Raw genomic sequence first — 22,524 nt, 5'->3', positions numbered from 1 at the left:
AAAATAACTTAACCTGTGCTTTTTGGTAATTTTGCTTTAATTTAAAAACACCTCGTCTGTGAATACCCAACCAGGTTTTCCCTTTGCCGGATGCCAGTCTGGCACCTTCTGTAGCGGTTTAATAACCAGTTTAATGCAGGATACGTTCCCGGCTGTTTTTAATTTACATTCCTCACTAATGATAGCGAAGGGGTCTTCTTTTCGCGGAGCAGCTGTTTTCTGGTTGGCTAATAGCTTTAAATGATGCTCATCCGCCCCTCCCCAAACTTCAATTTCGGCCGGCAAAAATATCTGGCTGCCTATATTGCGCATAGTATTCAGCGTGAGCGAATGTAATTCCACTGGCTTTTTGAAGAGCATCAATATAGCCATCTCTTTTTGCGAGCCCAACCATTTCATATTACCAAAGTTGGTACCGCCCAGTTCTTTATTAATGAGGGTCTTGGCTCCATCGGCATAGTATTTTCCATCCGCGGCTGCTAAAAAGCTAATGCTATCTGGTATGTAAGTATTCTTGTAAAAATTAAATTGCACCGTATCGCTCCCCAGCCAGCCTGCTTTAAATGCACGGGCACGCAAAACAGTGTTCTGCGTAAATATGATACCTGGTTTGTAAGCGGCTGATTTGACACTATCCGGAGCACTTCCATCTGTAGTATACCGTATATCAACCCCTTTGATGGGATTGCTCAATTGCAACTGAAAGGATTGCTGGAATACCTGGCTTGTGTTTTTAAGCAGCGGATTGGTGAGCTTTAAGGGTTTGCCATCATCTTTAAATCCGCTTAACAACCTGATCTTTTTATTGGCTGCTTGTAGTTGTTGTATATCAGCGGGTTTCAACCCAGTATCCCAAATGGCCAGTTCTGCCAGGCTTTTAATGGCTATAATTTGCCCAAGTACGTTGGGGTTAAGTTTGGTTCCGGCTAAGGATAATGTTTTGAGATGTTTGAGCGATGCCAGATCCTTTAAGCCACTACCATTAACATCAGAAAAGTTAAGATTAAGCTGGCGCAGGTTTTCAAAACGGGCAATCGTTTTCAGATCTGCATCTTTTACAGGCATTTTATTCAAATCAAGTATAACAATCTGTTTTTTGATGGGATCAAGCTCTTCCAAAACTTTTACCGAATAAGTGCTTTTGTTATAAATATTAACAGCCAGTGCCGGTGAAGCGTTAGCCAGGGCATATATCACCCGGTAATTATTGTTGAGCTTTTTGATATCTTGATCATCAGCGGCCGAAAAATCATAAACCTCCTCGGTGCTTTCTGCTGGTTTCAGCCTGGTTGACGCCAATGTTCTTAGGGAATCTGTTGCCGGCAGGTCAATCACTTTTTTCTTGAAATCAGGATTATTCTTTATCCAAAGGTACAGCAGCATTTTATCCTGATCAGTTAACTGCGATTTGCCTACCGGTGGCATATGTTTTTTATCCTCCTCTGGCAGGTGTATGCGCTGTAACAATAAACTGATGCCGGGTTGCCCGGGAATAAACAGCTTACCTGTTTTTCCGCCTTTCCGTATGGCGGTCGTATCAGTCAGCATCAGACCACCTTTCATTTTATCAGCATTATGGCAACTCTGGCATTTAGTTTCAAAAATGGGGGCTATTACATCCTGGTAAACCAGCGCCTGCTCTATAGGTACCTTGCGGTTCTCTTTTTGGAGGATAGGTGCCAGTATAAAATCCTCGCCATGCGTAAGATCGGCCCCAAAATGCCCGGCAAGTGTAAGGCAGAATATGGTGACGATGGCTCCTGTTTTGGCTATGGTTGCTGTATAGCCCGCGGTATTGCGCCACAAATAAATACCATAACCCACAAATGCTACACTTACACCAAACCATTTATGCCATTGTAAAGTGCCTCCCTCATATCCGGGTTCGCGGGAAAGGAATAAACCCATAATTACCGTAAGCGAAGACAAAAGCGCTCCCAATACCAGCAAATAGGTAGTAAAACGCTGGTATAGTTTTTCGTTCGCAAACTCGGGTCTGAAACGGAAAAATTCCATCACCATGGCCAGCAAGAGTATGACTATCGGAAAATGCAGTATAAGCGGGTGCAAGCGACCAACAGGTTGCAGCCATTGGGGTACCACCAGGCTATCACCAGCCAATAATAAAACAACAATAAAAATATTTAGCGTAAATAATAATCCCTCGGCAAAACCTTTGTGGCTGGTCCTCATTAAAATAACCGGTATATAAGCTATGAAGCTTTAGTTTAAACTCTTGTAAATTTATAAGGATACACCTTACCCGACGCCCACTGGGCCACATAAAGGTTCTCATCATTATCCACACATACATCATGCGGATTTAAAAATATCTTTTCGGCCTGCGCCATAGGCTGCAAAACACCATTCTGATAAACCGGTTCGGTACCGCCAATATTGGATACTACTTTGTTGTTTTTATTCAATATCGTTACAAATCCGGTATTTTCATGCCCAAGGTCCGGCGACCGTAACACGGCCGCATACAAATAGTCGCCTTTGATAACCGGGCGGCATACACAAGCGCCAGGCAGTTTGATGATTTCCTGCAGCTGACCATCTAAACTAAAGCGTTTAAAGCAGTTGCGGGTACGGTCGGTTATTAACAAGGTTGGCGTTTTATGACGTCTGTCGATCACAATACCATGAGCATTATCCAAATGTTCGTCCCCCTCTCCTTTGCCTCCAAAAAAACCTTTCAGCTTACCGTCTTTATCATAGTGTGTAATGTACTGCGCACCATAACCATCGGCAATAAAAAAATCGCCATTGGTATCAACCGTGGTTTCAGTAGGTACAAATTCTTCGGCCTTATGGTAAACTCCTGTTTCTAAGGGAACATCGATGGTCATTAATATCCGCCCCTCCAATGTGGTTTTATATACCTGGTGTTTTACTGTATCGGTAATGAATAAAAACTCGCTGCCGTTCTCATTCACTATCGTCAAACCGTGAGCACCCGGAAAGTCGTGCCCCCAGGTATCCAATAGTTTACCCGATTTATTATAGATGAGCACATTATTCTTTGTTTCGTTGGTGAGCAATAATATCCGCCCCTGTGCATCCTGCACCATTTCGTGACAATCATTTACCGGATTCTTTTGGGCATCGGCTTTGCTCCAGTTTTTATCCATGCGGTACCGCATATGACCATGACCATAAACAGGCCGGTCATCCCTGGCCAACAAATCTTTAGCTATAAAAAACCCGGCTGATAAAGCGGTGGTATGTTTAATAAAATCTCTTCTTTCCATTGTAATAGGTATTCTTTACGCGATGATGCCCTTAATCACATTACCAGCCACATCTGTTAATCTGTAACGTCTGCCCAAACTTTTAAAGGTTAGTTTTTTATGGTCGATACCTAACTGATTAAGCATGGTAGCGTGGAAATCATGCACATGCACGGGATCTTTCACGATGTTATAGCCAAATTCGTCCGACTCACCATATACCAAACCAGGTTTGATACCGCCGCCAGCCATCCAGATACTGAAACAACGGGGATGATGGTCGCGGCCATAATTGGCTTTTTCCAGTTTACCCTGGCTGTAATTGGTGCGGCCAAATTCACCACCCCAAATCACCAGCGTTTCGTCGAGCAAACCACGTTGTTTCAGGTCAGTAACCAATGCCGCCGAAGCCTGGTCAACATCTTTAGCCTGACCAGCCATTTCCTGCGGTAAGTTAGAATGCTGATCCCAGCCCTGGTGGTATAATTGCACAAAGCGGACCCCGTTTTCTGATAGTTTACGCGCCAGCAGACAGTTTGCCGCATAAGTACCGGGAACCAGGCAATCGGGCCCGTACATCTTCACAATATCGTCCGATTCTTTGGATACATCCATAATTTCGGGAACGGCTGTTTGCATGCGGTAGGCCATTTCGTATTGCTGTATTTTGGCATTTATTTCAGGATCACCAAACTGTTTGTAATTGATATCATTAAGGGCCGCCAGGTTGTCCAGCATTTTCCTGCGCTCATGCCGGTTTAAACCCTCTGGGTCATTTAAATAAAGTATAGGGTTTTCGCCGCTGCTAAACTGTACACCCTGGTGAATAGAATCTAAAAATCCGTTGCTCCATAACTTGGAGTATACCCCCTGACCGTTCCCTTTACCCTTTGATAATAATACGGTAAAGGCCGGCAGGTTTTTATTTTCGCTGCCCAAGCCATAGCTTACCCATGAGCCCATGCTTGGCCGGTTACCCTGCTGCGCACCGGTTTGGAAAAAAGTAAGCGCCGGATCATGATTAATAGCATCAGTGTTCATGGAGCGGATGATGCAGATATCGTCGGCTATTTTACCTATATGCGGAAACAAATCGCTTACGTATGCACCCGATTCACCATATTGTTTAAAATCATAAAAGGAGCCTACCAGTGGAAAGGAGGCCTGCTTGGCAGTCATCCCGGTCAATATCTGGTTACCGCGAACCGATGCGGGCAGCTCCTGCCCCATCATCTCCCTTAATTTAGGTTTATAATCAAATGATTCCAGTTGTGAAGGCGCACCGTCCTGAAAAAGATAGATCACCCTTTTAGCCTTAGGGGCAAAATTAGGGATGCCCGGAATAAAATCGGCCTCGCTATCGGCTCCGTTCCCGCTAAACAAATCCGGAATGAGCAAAGAGCCCAATGCCACACTACCTATACCCAAACTCAGCCTGGACAAAAACTTTCTTCTGTTAATATTGAGTCTGCTTTCTAAAAAATCTTTTTCCATATGGCTCAGGTTTTGGTTATGGCTTCTTCTAAATTATATATGGTGTCTACTACTTTCATCATCGCGGCCAATGTTATTTTATCAGCATTAACCGGAAGCGGGTATTCGCCAACACTCAGCAACTTTTCGGCATCTGCTTTTTTCATGGTCTTTAACTCGTCTTTATAATAAGCGGTTAATATGGTCAGTTCTTTTTCTTGCGGGTGGCGGCACATGATCAACCGGAACGCTTTAGTTACCTTGGCCGAAGTTGAATTGTTATCCTGTAATAACCTTGCCGCTAATACCCTCGATGCCTCCAATACCGTTGGATCATTCAGCATCACCAATGCCTGGAGCGGCGTATTGGTACGTAAGCGTTTTACCTCGCACTGATCACGGTTACTGGCATCAAAAATACCCAATGAGGCCGGTGGTACCGTACGTTTGATGAGTGTATACATCCCCCTCCTGTAAAGATTAGGGCCATGTACCTGTTTGTAATTGGCCAGTATACCACGCCCCGAGGTGGCATTTTCCCAAAGACCGGGTGGCTGATAAGGGTTAACGCTTGGCCCCCCGATGGTACGCGTTAGCAGCCCACTACTGGCTAGTACCAAGTCGCGGACAAACTCGGCAGGCAAACGATAACGAGGACCGCGGGACAGGTAAGTATTTTCAGGATCCGATTTTGCTTTTTCGGGGGTGAGTATAGCTGATTGCCTGTAAGTGGCCGATAACACAATCTGTTTGACGAGCCGTTTGATATCCCAGCCATGATCCCTGAAATCGACGGCCAGCCAGTCCAGCAGTTCCGGATGTGAGGGCAAATCACCCTGCATTCCAAAATCACCAGAACTTTTAACAATACCTTTGCCAAAAAACTCCTGCCATACCTGGTTAACAAATACCCGGGCAGCTAACGGATTATTCTTATTGAACAACCACTCGGCAAGCCCCAGTCTGTTTTTAGGATAGCTGGCGGTAAAAGGCAATATGGATTGAGGGGTTCCGGGTTCAACTTGATCCCCGTGTGCATCGTAGTTACCACGTTTCAGGATGTAGGTTGGCCGTACTTTGTCACTATCGCCCATTACCGATACGATGAGTTTTGCAGTATCCTGCTTGTTTATAAAGTTCAATACCTTTTTCACCTCCTCATTACTGATCTGCATCATCGGTCGTTTGGCATAAGTCTCAGGACCTCCTACTGTCGACTGGATACCCACTTCTTTTACATTGTTAAAAAAGGAATATACCTGGTAATATTCCTTCTGCGAAAAAGGATCATACTTATGGTCATGGCAATGGGCGCATTCCAGGGTAATTCCCAACAATGCTTTGCCAAAGGTATTGGTACGGTCGGTTACATAACTTACCCGGTATTCTTCATCAATTACGCCCCCCTCTTCTGTTATTTTATGGTTACGGTTAAAACCAGTGGCCAGCAATTGCTCCTGGGTAGAATTGGGCAGCAGATCTCCCGCCAGCTGCCAGGTTACAAATTTATCGTAAGGCAAATTTTCATTAAAAGCATGAATCACCCAATCGCGCCAGGGCCATTGGCTACGGTAATTATCATCCTGGTAACCGTGCGAATCCGCATAGCGGGCAACATCCAGCCAATGCAGGGTCATTTTTTCGCCATACTGGGGGCTTTGTATCAATTGATCCACCATCTTTTGATAAGCATTTGCACTTTTATCAGCCAAAAACGAGTCCATCATGGGCAAACTGGGTGGCAAGCCTGTAAGATCAAGCGATAACCTTTTAAGCAAACGCTCTTTGTCGGCTTCGGGATTGGGATCGATACCTTTCTGCTCCAGCTTTTGCAGTATAAAATTATCTATCTGATTTTTGGGCCACGCTGTGTTTTTCACTTGTGGTACTGTAGGTAATTTGGGAGGTACAAAAGCCCAGTGCTTTTCGTATTTGGCACCCTGTTTTATCCATTTTTTGATCAGGTCTACTTCATAGGCCGACAATCTTTTCAAATTCGAAGCCGGTGGTGGCATCAACTCCATCGTATCCTGGGTTGAAATGCGCTTGTAAACCTCCGACAGACTAGGCTCGCCGGGTACCAGGGCATGAGCCTTTGGATTGTCTTTTAAAGCCTGGTAGGCACTCTCCGGCATATCAAGCCGAAGACCGGCCTCCCGTTTACTGGCATCGGGCCCATGGCATTTATAACATTTATCAGACAGAATGGGTCTGATGTTAAAATTATAGCTTATCACATCTGGTACCTGTTCCTCCGTACCCTGGTCTGATCTTGAATGGGTACAAGCAGAAAACAGGCACAACGCACAAACAGTACACCAGGTCGAAAAAAAATACACCTTCCAATTCATCATTAATTTGGTAGTAAGGGTGGTTTAAATAATAATTACTATGATCGGTTTTCTCATTAATCAGGGCAGATAAACCAAACAAATTTATCCGCTCCAATTTCAAAACAGGTTTAATGAGAACCCATCATTATATGTTTATAATTGGCTTTTTAATTAGCTATTTATTGGCGTTTATAAATAAAGGGTCTCTGTATTTAAGCAATAAATATATGATTAAAATTATTTGTTTATATGTACAAACAAATTAAATATTGCATATAAAATTATAGCACAGCCAGCAGTTCCACAATGGATTAACTTCCTATTTTAATGTGTTATCTTACTATCATAGTTAACAAAGACATAAGATACTACTTCATCTACCTTGTTTCACATCATCACCGGCATATACTATAATCTTGAAGTTGATATCTAATTAATTGTCTAAAACACATTACTGACAAAAAATTAAATAAAAAATACATCTATCATTAAATGAAACACATAAATTTATCCGTTTAACAACACTAATTATTCCCTAAAATTCTTAATCCTTATGCTAAAACTGTCCTTCACCCTGCTTTTTGTCGTCGTTTTTTTTGGTACGCTCAGGTACTTTACAAGCGCTTTTTTTCCAGAAAATCAACCTCCAATTAAACATGCTTCGCTAAATCAAAGTCATACTTTAGGTACCAAACGCCAGGACACCCTTCATTGGCCGGATGGATTAAAAATTACTCGGTTTGCCGGCCCAGACCTTACGCCAAGTCCGGCTTGTATTGCAACAGCGCCAACAGGCGAGGTATATGTTGGTGTAGATATGATAGGCTCCCTGGGCAAAACTCCCGGGAAAGGAAAAATTATGAGGCTTGTGGACAGTGACAATGACGGTAAGATAGACAAGCATACAGAATTTGCCGAAGTTGACGATCCCAGGGGTATCCTGGTGATGGGCGACCAGGTTTTTGTAATGCACACGGTATTTTCTAAAGAAACAGGTAAAGCAATTGGGATGAACCTGGAAGTTTTTACAGACAAAGACCATGATGGCATTGCCGATGGCCCTCCAAAGCCGCTTATTGAGCATATAAGCAATGCCCACATGCTGGCCGAAAGAGGTACAGATCATGCCACCAATGGCATACGTATGGGTATTGATGGCTGGATATATATAGCCGTAGGTGATTTTGGCTTTCATGATGCTATAGACCGCAGCGGCAAAAAATTAACTATGCTGGGTGGCGGCATTGTTAGGGTACGGCCCGATGGAACCGAAATGGAGATTTACACCCACGGAACCCGTAACATATACGATGTCGCTATTGACCCTTACATGAACGTTTTCACCCGTGACAATACCAATGATGGCGGCGGGTGGAACATCCGTTTTTCACACCACATACAATCTGGTGAATACGGGTATCCGGTATTGTTCCAACACTTTACGGATGAGATTCTACCCGCCCTGGTTGATTTAGGAGGCGGATCCGGTACGGGTTCTTTGTTCATGGACGAACCCACCTGGCCCGAAAAATACAACCACGTACCCATGACAGCGGACTGGGGAAGAAGCGAATTGTATATCAATCGTTTAAAACCCGATGGCGCCAGCTTTCAGCAAAAAGAAGAAGAATTTATTCAACTACCTCAAATTACAGATCTGGATGTTGATGGATCAGGAAGACTCTACCTCTCTGCATGGGATGGTGCGGGTTACTCTGGCGATGCGGCCAAAGGCTATGTAGTAAGAGCCGTACCCACAAACTGGACCTACAAATCTTTCCCCGACCTTAAAGCGGCATCAGCAGGCGATTTGGCAAACCTGCTTAAATCGGCAAGCGCTGTGGCCCGTTTAAGTGCTTCCCAGGAACTTCTTACCAGGCCTGTTGAAGAAACCGGCAAACTATCACTCCAAATTGCAAATGATGCCAGCCTGCCATTATATGCCCGGGTTGCAGGGCTTTATACCTATGCCCAGGCCACCCGCGAAAACGGGATACCAGCTTTAGTACAACTTTCAAAGGATAATAATTTAAAAGAGTTTGCTTTACGGGCACTTGCAGACAGAAAGCCTGGCATTCAAAACGTACCCATTGAACCATTTTTAGCCAGCTTAAAAAATCCGTCCGAACGGGTTCAGGCCGCGGCTATTGTAGGTCTGGGTCGCCTGGGCAGAATTGCTGCAGCTCAACCATTGCTAACTACACCAGTTCCGGCTACTTTTGTGGCGCCAAACAAAAATGAAGAAGGTCCTCATGCCAAACCCAATGCCGCCATTATACCGGCACACCTGGCTGTAAGGGCGCTTGTAAGTATGAATGCGGTTAATGACTGCGTTAACGCCATCGGCACAGCTAATTCAACCCTGGCGCTATGGGCTTTAAGGTATATATATGATACCAAAGCTGTTGATGGATTAATTAAAGCCTACTCCAGAGTGAAGGATGATAAAACTAAAAAGCAAATACTGGTAACACTATCACGGCTTTATAAAAAGGAGGCCGATTATGATGCTTCGTGGTGGTGGGGTACCAGGCCCGATTCGCATGGCCCAATTTATAAAGGTGTTACCTGGGATGGTTCGCCACGGATTGAGCAATTTTTAAAAGCCCAATGGACAAAATCAAGCCCTACCGGGAAACAGTTTTTTGCCAATTTAAATGCCCGCCATCAAATGGGGATTACAGCGTTTGGCGGTGAAGAAAAAGGTACCGCCACGAAAGAAGTTAAAATTGATCTGGCCAAAATCACGAACAAGAAAGGCCAGATCGGGAAATCATCTATCGAAGATGTGATGCTGATGATCGCAAAAATAAAAGGAGATCCATTAAAGGGAAAAGCTCTTTTTGCCCGTCAGGGCTGCATCGCTTGTCATAGCCTTACCAGGGGCGAAAAGCTAAAAGGGCCGTTTATGGGACAAATAGGTTCCATCATGACAAGGCAGCAAATTGCAGAGTCGGTTCTTAAACCTAACGCATCAATTTCCCAGGGTTTTGCTACCGTAGTAATATCTGCCAAAGGAAACAAAAACTATATGGGCTTCATTACCGAGGAATCGGCACAAAAGATAGTGATGCGGGACATAACAGGCAATGTTTTTACAGTAAAAGCATCCGATGTGATCAGCCGTAAGGAATTGAAAACATCTATGATGCCAACAGGCCTGGCCAACGCGTTATCATACGAAGAATTTGCGTCCCTCATTACCTTTCTTTCACAACAAAAGAACTGATTATTTTTTGTTAAATCCGCTGATTTCTATCATCATAAAAAAGCTTCTATACCATAACAGAAGTTTTTTTTATATCAACAGGATAAGAAAAATGTTAAATTCATGTCCCCTCAGGGTCCTTTTCAGGAGACCCTGAGAGGACAAAATCAACTTATAACCTATGAATAAAAAGATAGTTTTTGCTTATATAATAAATGTTCCGCTAACTTATGTTTTGGTTTGCATAATGGGCTGGATGTCATATTTCATTGTAAATGGAAATCCAACTTTTTTTATTCCTTTAAGAATTTTACTTTGCATCTATTTCATATTGCATTTAATTATCATCATAGCTGCTTTACGATTTTTTAAATTGTATAAATTTAAAAGATTCCTTATTATGGGTTTTGAGTCACTTATTGTCTTCATTTTGCTTGGGATTTTATTACATGCATAAATAAATTCAAGCTGATACACTACCCTAATTGTTATTTGAAAGGAGCATCTCCATCATTATAAAAAAAGCTAATGTCCCAGCAGATTCTGTGAAGAGGACCCTGCGTTTTGAATTACCAGAGGGTGAACCATAGGGCCCCTTTCAGGAGAGTAATAGCCCATGAGTAGACAGAACTGTCAAATACTATTAAAACAGGAGGCTGTCACCCTGAGCCCGTCGAAGGGTCGAGCGCAGAGGCCTGCCCTCCATGCTTCGACGGGCTCCATGACACCCTTTTTTGAACAAATGCCATATGATGGGTTATTACTTTCAGGAGATCCTGAGGGGACAAAAAATATTTGATCGAAAGATTTCATGTCCCAGCAGGGTCTCTCGGAGAGGACCCTGTGTTGAATTGCCAGAGGGCGAACCTCAGAGTCCCTTTCAGGAGACCCTGTAGCGACAAAAAAGAACTGATTATTTTTTGTTAAATCCGCTGATTTCTATCAAAATAAAAAAGCTTCTGTGTCGTAACAGAAGCTTTTTTTATATCAAAAGGGTAAGAAAAATGTTAAATTAACAGGCGGATAACCTGTACAAAGCGGCGTTTATATCTTTCGTCCATATTGGATATGGTAACCCCATGCTCTTTACCGGATGTGGAGTGGATAAATTTAAACTCGTCGCTCGAATTACAATAGACGATGCCTACGTGGCCAATTCTGCGGGTATGTTTTTTAGTTCCTGTAAATAATATGATGTCACCAGGCCGGGCATCCTCTAATCTTACTTTTTGGCCTACACTGATAAACTCGCAGGATGAACGGGGTACATTAAAGTTAAACTTTTTGAAAACATAACTTACAAAACCCGAGCAGTCAAAACCCACCAACGGATTAGAACATCTGGAACGATACCGGGTACCCAAAAGAGATTGTGCAAAATGCAGAAGTGTGTCTGCCGAAACACTATCTGTTGATAGATAAGCATTTGCCGTTTTTATTTTATGAGTTAATTTGAATCTGCGCACATGCGTTTTTGAAAACAGCGATGTGGTAAGGCCTATAAAAACAAGAAGGATTAAATATTTACTCATATTGCGCCGGCAATTTATAAAATTAAATTAATAGGCAACTGAAATAATAAGCAAGTTTTTTTGCACAATTTCTTAACATCATTTCGTCTTGGCCGGCGTTAACCTCAGGGTTCCTTGCAGGAGACCCTGAGGGGACCTAAGCATTTTACCCCAAAAAGTGGGTTTACATAAAAACCTGCTATATCGAGGTGTAAAATTCACAAATAATTGATTATCAAATAACTACATAAATGTAAACCATAAAAAGTGTAAACCATGTAAACCCACTTTTATACCAAAATGGCCCACTGTTCAGGATCGTAAACCGATTATTCTTTTAACCCATATTTGTCGCTGAACTTCTTGTAAAGCTGCTTATGCAGGTTATCCAGGTTGATATTACGGCCCTGTATAAAGGCGGTTTCCACATCCAGGCCTATCATATCCAGGGCATCACCTTTGGATATAAAAAGGTTGGCATCTTTTCCGGTTTCTAAAGTACCTGTAGTTTTATCGATACCCAGTATTTTGGCATTGTTGATGGTGATCATGGATAAAGCCTGTTCTTTGGTTAATCCGTACCCTACTGCCTGGCCTGCTTCAAAAGGCAGGTTGCGCTGACGCCAGAAACCGGTACCGGTTAAGCCGTAAAGTACGCCTCCATCCTGCAACAGCTTGGGCAATTTGTAAGGCAGGTAAACATCGTCCTCATCCCTATCAGGCAAGGTTTGGGTTTCACGAATGATGACCGGTACATTATTTTCTCGTAACAAATCGGTAACCAGATATGATTCTTTACCGCCCACAATGACAGCCGAGATTCCAAGACGTTTGGAAAATGTTACGGCCTGCCCTATTTCTTTAGCGTTATCAGCAATGATAAATAGCTTTTTGGTGCCATTAAACAAACCCCTCATCGCCTCAAAGCGGATATTGGTTACGGCGGGCTTAGCAATTTCAGCATAGGCCTTAGCCTGCTCAAACAGGCTTGTTATTTCATCTACTTTTTTCTGGGCACGCTGGGCTGGTGTTTCCTGGACAACTCCGGGTACCGGTATTGCCCCCCTCCTTTCACGACCACCCGCAGCTACAGGCCAGTTTAAGTGGATGGCCATATCTTTTTTATATGCTGCATCCTCCCAGTTCCAGGCATCTAACTGTACTACCGACGATTCCCCGGAGATCAAGCCTCCATTAGGGGTAGGCTGAGCCAGTAAAATACCATTGGAACGTACCGTAGGAATAACTTTTGAATCGGCATTATAAGCCACTAAGGAGCGTACATGTGGGTTAAGCTCACCCGTTTCTGTATCGTCAACCGTCCCGCGGGCGCCCTCTTCTATTTCAATTAAACCTAATGTGGTCATTGGCGCTATAAACCCGGGATATACCTGTTTACCTGTAGCATCAATTATTTCCGCATCGGCAACAGAAGGCGCTGCACCTTCTCCAACACCTGTAATTTTGCCTTTTACAAAAGTGATGTAACCATTATTAATCACCTGCCCGTTGCCAACGTGTATGGTTGCACCTGTTATGACCACAGGTTTTGTTTGCGGTTTGGCCGGTGAAATGTTTGCCTGCCCGTAAGCGAAGGAAATGCCAAGCAATAATCCTCCTAAACTTAATATAGTTCTTTTCATGTTGCTTTTAACTGGGGAATTATTGCTCATTATGATCTCTTGCTTCGCGTGCTGCCTGTTTGGCCCGCTCCATTTCTGTATAATCGTCGGCCACTACAAAATTATCTTCTTCAACACTTTCACATTCATAAAGACGATGGCGGGTAGTTGTTGGTCTTTGCGTAGCTGCTCCTTTGTTTTTAGCTTCCAGCATCTTTTGTATGATACGTCCTTCGTCTGCTGCCAAAGCCTTTTGTTTTTCGGCATCTTTTTCAATATCCCAATACAAAACCCCATCAACAAAGGTTTTTTCGGCAACGGCATAAACAGACAATGGATCTGCCGACCATAAAACAATATCGGCATCTTTACCTGGTTTAATACTGCCTATCCGGTTATCTACATGCATCATTTTTGCAGGATTAAGAGTTACCAGTTTCAAGGCGTCCTCTTCGCTCATATGTCCGTAGGTTACCGCTTTCCCTGCTTCCTGATTCAGGCGGCGGGCCATTTCAGCGTCATCGGAGTTAAAGCCGGTTACCAAGCCAACCTCATGCATCAGCTTACCGTTGTACGGAATAGCCTCTGCCACCTCACTTTTATAGGCCCACCAGTCTGAAAATGTTGACCCGGCAATATTGCGCGCTTTCATTTTATCGGCCACTTTATAACCTTCCAGTATGTGGGTAAAGGTATTAATGTGGAAACCCATAGAATCGGCAACGTGCATCAACATATTGATCTCTGATTGCACATAGGAGTGACAGGTGATAAAACGTTTGTTGTCTAATATTTCTACGAGAGCATCCAACTCTAAGTCTCTTCGAGTAGTGCTCCCTTTTGCGGCACGGGCTGTTTTGTACTCTTTGGCTCGTGTAAACGCATCTATATATACCTCTTCAACCCCCATGCGTGTTTGTGGAAACCGCAGAGCTGCATTATTGGCAGGCGGACCATTATTACTTCCTTTTACGTTTTCGCCCAGAGCAAACTTGATAAAGCCATCGCTGCCCGCAAATTTGATCTCTTCGGGTAACATACCCCAGCGATGTTTAATTAACTGTGTCTGGCCACCGATAGCATTGGCCGAACCATGTAATATATGCGATGTGGTTACCCCACCAGCCAATTGTCGATACAGGTTGATATCCTCTGCATCAATAACATCCGCTATACGAACCTCTGATGTGACTGACTGTGTACCTTCATTAATGCCCCCTGTTGCGGCGATATGCGAGTGCTCGTCAACAATACCGGCAGATATATGCTTGCCTGTGGCATCAATTACTTTTGCTCCGGCAGATGGAAGATTTTTACCAACTGACTTTATCTTACCGTTTTCAATTAAAACGTCGGTGTTTTTTAATATGCCCTCTTTTTCATTTGTCCAAACAGTAGCATTTTTTAACAATACCGTCTCGGCTTTGGGTATCTCGGCATTACCAAATGCTGCAAAAGGATAAATGACTGGCCCAACGTTTAGATTAGGTTTAGGCGTCTCCTGCGATGGAGATTTGGATGCCGGTGCAGCACTGGTGAATGTTGCTGTCCACTTGCTTAATGATCCATCCGGAAATACGGCATCACCTTTCAAAGTTATCGGGAAAATGGAGGAAATATACCCTGATAATCTGATAATGCCTTCCGGGTTTTGCTTATAATCAAAATAGATGCTTACCCGGTCGCCTGTCCTGGTAATAGTTCCCCTGGTACGTGTGCTATCTGTACCAGAATGCTTAACACTCACTTCGTACACACCAGGCGAGCCATTAATAGTTAAAGTTGTATTAGCAAAACCCGTTCCATTTACCAAATAATTACCGCGCAGATCAGCAATATTCATTTTACTTACCACATATTGTCGTCCCTCTGCCCAGTTTTCATAAATGATATTGTCAGGCTTAAATAGATTACCGGAAGTAATAATAAAGCTGGCCAGTTTACCTTTGGTTAACGTGCCTACTTTATCAGCTACACCAAGCATTTCTGCCGGGATGGTTGTTAACGAGTTTAGCGCTTGTTTTTCGCTAAGACCGTTGGTGATGGCAGTTCTGATGTTTGTCCAAAAATCACGGGCATTGGTCAACCCATAGGAAGTTATGGCAAATTTCACACCCGCCTTTTCCAAAACTCCAGGATTGGTTGGTGCCAGTTCCCAGTTTTTTAATTGATCATATTTGATACTCCGGGCATCTATTGGATCCTCTACATCATAGGGTTCCGGGAAGTTTACAGGAATGATAAATTCACTGCCCGTAGCCTTTATAGCGGCAATACGCCGGTACTCCAATCCATCAGTTTTGTAAATATAATGCCGGCCAAATTCTTTGGCTATTTTATCGGCACGCAAAATGCTTTGCGGGTCGCTTACTTCAAAAATCTGGGGCAGGTTTTGTGTACGGTTAAATTCGTCGAGAGATATATTGTACTCTCCTTTTTGAGTTTTATACCATTGCGCATCATAGTACGTTTGGCGTAGCAATGCTATACTACCCATTAATGATGACGGATAATTAGTAGCTGCTGTACCTTTACTAAAAGAATAATGCGCCGCCGCCTGATCGTTCAACATAATCAAATTATCGCGTTCGTCGCCCAGGCTAACCACAACCGAAGTTCCGCGGGCAATACCATCATGTATAAGTGATTGCACGGTACTAAACCCGTTTTTCTTTAGATCTTCACTCTTTGCGGCATCTCCATGAAATACTGTTTTAGCATTCATTTCGGGTTTTATGGATTCATTCCAGCCATAAGCTCCGGGCTTGGTTGATACAGGGACAATAACACGCCCACCAAAACCTCCGGCACCAAAGACCTGTCTCGGTTGCTCAGGTATACCATAAGTGGTATATGCATCAATAAGTCCAGGGTAAATATATTTACCCTCCAGGTTAACCACGGTATATCCTTTAGGGATGGGGATATCTTTACCTACGGCTTCAATAATCCTGTCTTTAACCAATAAGGTGCCTCCACTTATGGTTTGATCGGCATTGGTAACTATAGTACCATTGATAAAAGCATACTGCCCCGGTCGGATATCCCAGGCCCCATTAACCGGGAACGTTTCCTGGGCGTCGCAAACTTTAAGGGCAAAAAAGAGAAAGTAAAAAAGTATTGTTTTTTTCATATATATCGACTTACCTCTAAATTTATCAATTAAGCTCAGAAAAAAAATAAATATTTTAATTATCATGGGTTTGTTACACCAAATCTGCCATATTAAACCTTATCAATACCTTTGTAATAAGTTTTAGGTGGATATCAATGACATATTGTAAGTCCTAAAGTAAATAAGTTAAACTATCAGGCTAAATAAATGCCATGCTGTTTATAACAGCATGGCATTTGGAGTATATTATTTCTATTAAAATAATGACAGCTACTTTTTAATTATAGCCTGGGTTTTGAATCAACTTGAGATTCTTATTTACCTCAGTTAGGCTAATAGGTAAAAAGTACATCTTATCCAACCATTGCCTGTTTTCGATCCCGTTATCAATGGCAGGCGTGTAGGTATAATTATAAATAGTTTCGTCATGCTTATAAGGTGATGGCGCTGTTTGGCCGGGTTTCAGGGTGCCGGTTACTGTTATAAAGATCAGTTTTTGGCCCAGGGTAGTGGGCCCTATCATCCAGCGACGCGCATCGTGGTAACGCTGCTCCTCATAAACCATTTCTATCCTTCGCTCATTGCGGTAACGCTGCTTTAATGCATCACCCGATTCTGTAAGGGCTGGCATCCCTGCGCGGAAACGGATCTTGTTAAGCCAAGTCCGGGCTTCGGCATCCTGACCTAGCTCAATACAGGCCTCAGCATAGTTAAATACTGCCTCGGTATACCTAAAAAACGGCCAGGGAATAAACTGTTTGGTGTTATTATCAACCACGTTAGGATCAATATCTATAAACTTGCGCACGTAGTAACCAGTCCAGCTGCCATTCCAGTTTTCGATGCTGCTTTGGCGGGTATCTAAACCAGCCAGCGTTCCAGAACCTACCTGGTAGCTTCCGGTTTGAATTTGATTAGCCGGATCAACATTACCAGATATCTTGTCGCGGGGTTTCCAACCGGCACCATCATATAAAATAGAAGCATAAAACCGTGGATCTCTGTTTTTATAAGGAGCGGCTTTATTGGTCGGGTTATTCCAATCGAATTTAGTACCATCAATGTTTTCATAGTCACTTACTAAATTTTCAACCGGTGTATTACCTGCCCAGTTATGATAACCATTGGGGCCATTATTTAAACCTACATTTTCGCCCCCTTCATCTTTACCAGCAACAAAATACCGCGCAAAAATGAGTTCGGAGGAAGCCGTAGCATCAACAAATGTGGCTTTACTGCCACCGCCCATTGCGATAGAGATATAACTAGTCTTGGCATCATCAAACGATGCTGGGGAAGCTAAATTGAGTTTATAGCCAGTACCGGCGGCATCTAAAACCGCTTTGGCCGCATCCTTTGCGGCCTGCCAACGGGCCGTCCTATCACCGCTTATATAGCCAAGAAGCTCGGGGTGCGTATAAGCACCGATCACAGCAGATTTGGCTTTTGCAGTTGGAATATCGTGCAGATCACTTGCGGCATACAACAATACTCTTGATTTTAAAGCCAAGGCGGCGGGCACCGATGTACGGCCTTTATCCATAGTTTTACCGGTTAATAGGGTAATAGCGCTGTCGCAATCGGCAGTAATGAATTTAACGCAATCGGCATAGTTGTTTCTGGCTGCTGAGTAATCGGCCTCCCCAAGCTGATATACTTTAGTAATAATTGGTATCCCACCATAATAACGCACCAACTGCTGATAATAATAAGCCCTTAAAAAATGGGCCTCGCCCCGCAGGCGTTCTTTAAGCGATTGGTCAATTGTGGACTTAACCAGGTTCTGCAATGCCACATTACATGATCTGATCCGGTTATACATGCTTCCCCACTCGTAGGTATTGTTTGTCCAGCCAATATTGGTAGGCCCTACCGTACCTTCGTTGATAACATTTATACCTCTTCCTGGATGCGTAAATACAGCTTCATCTGATAGTGAGGCCAACTCCTGTTCATCAAAGCCCCCATTACCTAAACCGTTATAAATTTCGTTTACAAAAGCGGCAGAAAGTGCGCCATCTTTCCAGGTATCATCAGAAGGCACTTCTGTTAAGGGCTTGGTATTTAAAAAATCTTTCTTACATGAGGTAAGTAACACGCCCGAAACAATTAATACAGTTAAAATATGTTTGATTAAATTTTTCATGGTTTTCGTTATTAAAAGGTTACTCTGACACCGGTGTTTAAAATTCTCGACTGTGGATAATACTGTCCATTGCCTGAAAGTGACTCCGGATCCCATATTCTCAATTGATCCCAGGTGATCAGGTTAAGGCCACTTACGTATACCCTTAAATTGCTCATCCCTATTTTTTGAGCTATCTGGCCGGGCAGGTTATAACCCAATTCCACATTCTTTAAGCGGAGATAGTTGGTGCTTCTGTAGAAATAGGTGCTCGGGTTATTGTTAACTGAATACCAGGTATCACCCCGGTTAGCTATCCGCGGATCAACACTGCTTGGCTTATCCACAGACCAGCGGTGGTCATAGGTATATTGAAGATAATTTCCGATATCCCCCGATTCTGTATTGATAGGCAAATAACCACCAGTAGCACCTTGAAATAATATGGAAAGATCAAAGTTTTTATATTGCAGGTTAAGGGATAACCCGCCAGTAAATGTAGGTGTGATGCCTCTATTGAGCCGCACACGATCATCGCCGTTAATTTTACCATCACCATTAATATCCTTAAACTTCAGGTCGCCGGGTTTAAGCTGAGGGGTTAGTCCGCTGTAATCTAATTTATTGGCGTTAATCTCGGCCTGATCTTTAAACACACCATCGGAGACGTATAAAAGCGGTGCCCCGATAGGGTGTCCTGTTGCAAACTGATAAGCAGGAGCACCGGGCGCTTCGTCCTGGTATATGATCTTGTTTTGGGCATAGCCTCCGTTTATACTCACATTATACTTGAGCTCGCCTATCTTCCCTTTATACCCTACTTTAAACTCATACCCTTTATTATTAACCTTGCCTATATTTTCGGGAGGCAATAGATTGCTTATACCTGTACTTGCCGGTGTTGAACCCTGGCGTGCCCAAAGTATGTTGGTTCGTTTATTATAGAAGTAATCCAGTTCAAAATTAATGCGCCCTTCAAACAACTCACCCTCCAAGCCTATATCATAATTATTAGCTACCTCCCAGGTAAAATTAGGATTGGGGACCCGAAGTTCATATAATGACTTGGTTACCTGATCATTAAATATATAACTCCCGAAACCATAAGTTGATAAGTATTGATTTTCCTGTAATACATTATTGTAATATGGTTCGGCCCCCATTTGTCCGTAGGAAGCACGTATTTTCAGGTAATTGACGGCCTTAACATTGTTTTTCCAGAAATCTTCCTGCGAAATATTATAACCTAACAATAAGCCAGGGAAAAATCCAAATCTGTGCGCTTCAGGGAATATATAAGATCCGTCATACCGCCATAAAAATTCCGCTAGGTATTTTTGCTTGTAATTGTAGGCCGCCCTGCCAAAGTAACTTAACCGGGCCCGGTCATAGGCACCACCTGAATTATCTTTTTCTGCATCGCCGCCTGCAAATAGCTGATCAACATCCGGTGATAGAAAATAACGGCGATAGGCACTAAAATAATCATCACTGATGGTTTCACGCGTTACGGCTGCCATCAGGTTAATAGTATGATCTCCAAAAGTGCGGTCGTAATTGATAAAGCCACCAAGTAAAACATTCAATTTATTTTCATCACTTTGTGACAATCGCGGATCAGTAAAGGTGGAACGTACGCTAGGCGTAAGTACCGGGGTTTTGCCATCCGCCTCAAAGGATTTATGATCCCAATAATACAATGTCCACGGTGTTGACCATACCTTTTCCCGCTTTATATACTTATCAATAGAAGCCGTACCCGTTAACTTTAAACCTTCTACTCCTGGAATCAATAATTCAACCTTTCCGTTTGTTTGAAAATAGTCTCTCCTGTCCCTGTCATAACCAGTTTTGTTGGTTGTAATTACAATAGGATTCTGCCCGTTTTCGATATCCGGACCCGGTAAACCGTTGGGCCAAACTTCCTGTTCTGTTGGTTTGCCCCGCATGAGCATCCTGAATATAGATCCCGCACTTTGTGTTGGGAAATTCCGCGCCTCTTCACGCGCTGTTACACCAATACTGGTATTGATGTACTTATTTACCTTGGCATCCAGATTTACACGGAAATCATACTGTTTGTAGCCAGTTGCCGAATTTTTATAATAACCATCCTGGGTAGTATAACCCAGAGAGGTCAGGAATTTTACATTATCTGATCCGCCGTTAATTTGAAGGTTGTGACGGCTTTGGGGCGACCATGTTTTTAAAGTGGTACCAAACCAATCGGTATTGGGATGACCAAGCGGATCTGAGCCATCGCGGTATTTCTGTATATCAACTGGTTGAAAAGCCGCGTTAATTACCTTACCGCTTTGCTGCTTGTAACTACCCGTGGTATTAAAAGCGGCCCACGCAGCCCCCCATTCAGATACAGGAGTATCACTATTGTATAATGTAATTTCATTATTCAGCGTGGCATACTCTGCGGCATTGGCCATTTTGGGTATTACCGTTGCTTGTGCAAAACCCTGGTTAAAGTCATACGACAATTGTGTTTTTCCTAATTTGCCATGCTTGGTAGTAATCAAAATTACACCATTTGCCGCCCGTGAACCATATATGGCGGCCGAGGCATCTTTTAAAACCGATATACTTTCAACATCGGCCGGGTTTAAACGCTCTAAACCTCCGGCCCTGTCTGGCACACCATCAATAACTACAAGGGCATCACTGTTGCCCAGGCTGTTTGTTCCGCGGATATGAATGGCTGAACCATCATAACCAGGTTCGCCACTGGATTGTACAGCGGTAACACCAGGTAAGCGTCCGGCCAAGGTATTTGATAAATTTACGGTGGGAGATTTTTCCAGATCAGAGCCTTTAACAGATGCTACGGATCCCGTTACAGTTACCTTTTTTTGAACACCATAGCCTACAACAATCACTTCAGAGAGCCCCTTTGATGAGGCCTGTAGTTTAATGCTAATGGCATTTTTTCCATTAACAGGTACCTCTAAGGTGTTATAACCAATATAAGATATAACCAAAATGCCATCATCAGGAGCAGTAATGGTGAAATTTCCTTTAACATCTGTTACGGTGCCGGTATTGCTACCTTTAACCATGACCGACACGCCAATCAATTTCTCGCCTGTGGCCTGATCTGTTACATTACCGGAAACTTTTATAGGTGTATTTATGATATTTTTTCTTCCAAATATACCTTTTGATGATATTTTCCGGGTATTAGTAGCACCGGCATAGGATAATGGTACAAATATCAGAACTATTAATATTTGGTACAGAATAGTTTTACAAACTTTTAGCAGGGGATAATTCCTATCCAAATTGTGTTTCATAACTTTTTAATTAGTTTAATAATTAATTCGTGTAATAAGATGTGCAGATATTTTCAAGAGGGAATCTGTAATAAATACCCTCTCTGACATTAATAATCGTTTTAGCTTATTTTCCCATAGGCAATTGTTTTAGTTTATTTTTTGCTAATTGGTTAATTCAATAAAAAGGCTGATATAAGCAATACCCGATACCGGGTGCCTGGGCAAGGGCAAATAATGACACGCCCTGATACTCAAGGGTGGAGTAAGAGGGGGTTATGTATTACTTGCTGTTTCTGATAAAAAGTTGATAAGTGCACTTTATCAACCAGAAATTATCAGGTAAATATTTTATTATCAATAGGTTGTGAAGAACAATAAATGTCCTAATAACACTTTTTAATTGGCAGAGCTAATATAATAATATTTAAATAAGTTGTACACCAGATAAGAATATTAATAAACTATGAAAGATGTTTAGATTATGGCCGAAGATTGGATAACGGCTGTAGACGAACGATATGATCACCTCTATTTAAAACTAGTGGATGACAAAACAGCATGCTTTTTTAATCGATTTATCAGGAAATACGGAAATTATTACAGAGTTTTTCAAAGGGTTC

The 22,524-nt window shown here is 42.8% G+C and carries 10 protein-coding genes; 1 reads left to right on the top strand and 9 read right to left on the bottom strand.

Annotation, left to right across the window (positions count from 1 at the left end; genetic code table 11):
• Window positions 1-36: 36 nt before the first annotated feature.
• Genes BW976_RS16560 through BW976_RS16545 form a run of 4 tightly spaced genes read right to left on the bottom strand, consistent with a single transcriptional unit; the run spans window position 37 to window position 7,060 of the window.
• The gene (locus BW976_RS16560) at window positions 37-2,193 is read right to left on the bottom strand and encodes a DUF2231 domain-containing protein (protein WP_076374429.1); all 2,157 of its coding nucleotides are present in this window, start codon (window positions 2,191-2,193) and stop codon (window positions 37-39) included.
• Window positions 2,194-2,228: 35 nt separating this feature from the next.
• Window positions 2,229-3,254 carry an NHL repeat-containing protein gene (locus BW976_RS16555; RefSeq protein ID WP_076374428.1) on the bottom strand — a complete coding sequence of 342 codons (1,026 nt, stop codon included), beginning with the start codon at window positions 3,252-3,254 and terminating at the stop codon, window positions 2,229-2,231.
• Window positions 3,255-3,269: 15 nt separating this feature from the next.
• A complete protein-coding gene (locus tag BW976_RS16550; RefSeq protein WP_076374427.1) occupies window positions 3,270-4,727 on the bottom strand; it encodes a DUF1501 domain-containing protein in 1,458 nt (485 codons plus the stop codon).
• Window positions 4,728-4,732: 5 nt separating this feature from the next.
• A complete protein-coding gene (locus BW976_RS16545) occupies window positions 4,733-7,060 on the bottom strand; it encodes a PSD1 and planctomycete cytochrome C domain-containing protein (RefSeq protein ID WP_217696264.1) in 2,328 nt (775 codons plus the stop codon).
• Window positions 7,061-7,592: 532 nt separating this feature from the next.
• Between BW976_RS16545 and BW976_RS16540 the strand changes: the two genes are divergently transcribed.
• Window positions 7,593-10,268 carry a DUF7133 domain-containing protein gene (locus tag BW976_RS16540; protein ID WP_076374425.1) on the top strand — a complete coding sequence of 892 codons (2,676 nt, stop codon included), beginning with the start codon at window positions 7,593-7,595 and terminating at the stop codon, window positions 10,266-10,268.
• 986 nt (window positions 10,269-11,254) lie between these two features.
• On the opposite strand, the gene BW976_RS16530 is transcribed toward BW976_RS16540, so the two are convergent.
• The 5 genes from BW976_RS16530 to BW976_RS16510 all read right to left on the bottom strand — a co-directional run bounded on the left by BW976_RS16530 (window position 11,255) and on the right by BW976_RS16510 (window position 21,922).
• A complete protein-coding gene (locus BW976_RS16530; protein ID WP_076374423.1) occupies window positions 11,255-11,779 on the bottom strand; it encodes a C40 family peptidase in 525 nt (174 codons plus the stop codon).
• A gap of 308 nt (window positions 11,780-12,087) precedes the next feature.
• The gene (locus BW976_RS16525) at window positions 12,088-13,401 is read right to left on the bottom strand and encodes an amidohydrolase family protein (protein WP_076374422.1); all 1,314 of its coding nucleotides are present in this window, start codon (window positions 13,399-13,401) and stop codon (window positions 12,088-12,090) included.
• Window positions 13,402-13,420: 19 nt separating this feature from the next.
• The gene (locus BW976_RS16520; protein WP_076374541.1) at window positions 13,421-16,513 is read right to left on the bottom strand and encodes an amidohydrolase family protein; all 3,093 of its coding nucleotides are present in this window, start codon (window positions 16,511-16,513) and stop codon (window positions 13,421-13,423) included.
• Between the two features lie 259 nt (window positions 16,514-16,772).
• Entirely contained in the window at window positions 16,773-18,641 is a 1,869-nt protein-coding gene (locus BW976_RS16515) for a RagB/SusD family nutrient uptake outer membrane protein (RefSeq protein WP_076374421.1), read from the bottom strand.
• A gap of 11 nt (window positions 18,642-18,652) precedes the next feature.
• Entirely contained in the window at window positions 18,653-21,922 is a 3,270-nt protein-coding gene (locus BW976_RS16510) for a SusC/RagA family TonB-linked outer membrane protein (RefSeq protein ID WP_084192227.1), read from the bottom strand.
• Window positions 21,923-22,524 lie beyond the last annotated feature (602 nt).

This window comes from Mucilaginibacter lappiensis, from assembly GCF_900155965.1.
In the GTDB taxonomy this organism is placed as follows: domain Bacteria; phylum Bacteroidota; class Bacteroidia; order Sphingobacteriales; family Sphingobacteriaceae; genus Mucilaginibacter; species Mucilaginibacter lappiensis.
Note: the sequence above shows the minus strand (reverse complement) of the source record. Positions and strands in the feature narration are given on the sequence as shown.

Bases quoted from the DNA above. Each gene is read 5' to 3' on its own strand.
- BW976_RS16560 (WP_076374429.1), bottom strand. From the start codon at position 2,193: ATGAGGACCAGCCACAAAGGTTTTGCCGAGGGATTATTATTTACGCTA.
- BW976_RS16555 (WP_076374428.1), bottom strand. From the start codon at position 3,254: ATGGAAAGAAGAGATTTTATTAAACATACCACCGCTTTATCAGCCGGG.
- BW976_RS16550 (WP_076374427.1), bottom strand. From the start codon at position 4,727: ATGGAAAAAGATTTTTTAGAAAGCAGACTCAATATTAACAGAAGAAAG.
- BW976_RS16545 (WP_217696264.1), bottom strand. From the start codon at position 7,060: ATGATGAATTGGAAGGTGTATTTTTTTTCGACCTGGTGTACTGTTTGT.
- BW976_RS16540 (WP_076374425.1), top strand. From the start codon at position 7,593: ATGCTAAAACTGTCCTTCACCCTGCTTTTTGTCGTCGTTTTTTTTGGT.
- BW976_RS16530 (WP_076374423.1), bottom strand. From the start codon at position 11,779: ATGAGTAAATATTTAATCCTTCTTGTTTTTATAGGCCTTACCACATCG.
- BW976_RS16525 (WP_076374422.1), bottom strand. From the start codon at position 13,401: ATGAAAAGAACTATATTAAGTTTAGGAGGATTATTGCTTGGCATTTCC.
- BW976_RS16520 (WP_076374541.1), bottom strand. From the start codon at position 16,513: ATGAAAAAAACAATACTTTTTTACTTTCTCTTTTTTGCCCTTAAAGTT.
- BW976_RS16515 (WP_076374421.1), bottom strand. From the start codon at position 18,641: ATGAAAAATTTAATCAAACATATTTTAACTGTATTAATTGTTTCGGGC.
- BW976_RS16510 (WP_084192227.1), bottom strand. From the start codon at position 21,922: ATGAAACACAATTTGGATAGGAATTATCCCCTGCTAAAAGTTTGTAAA.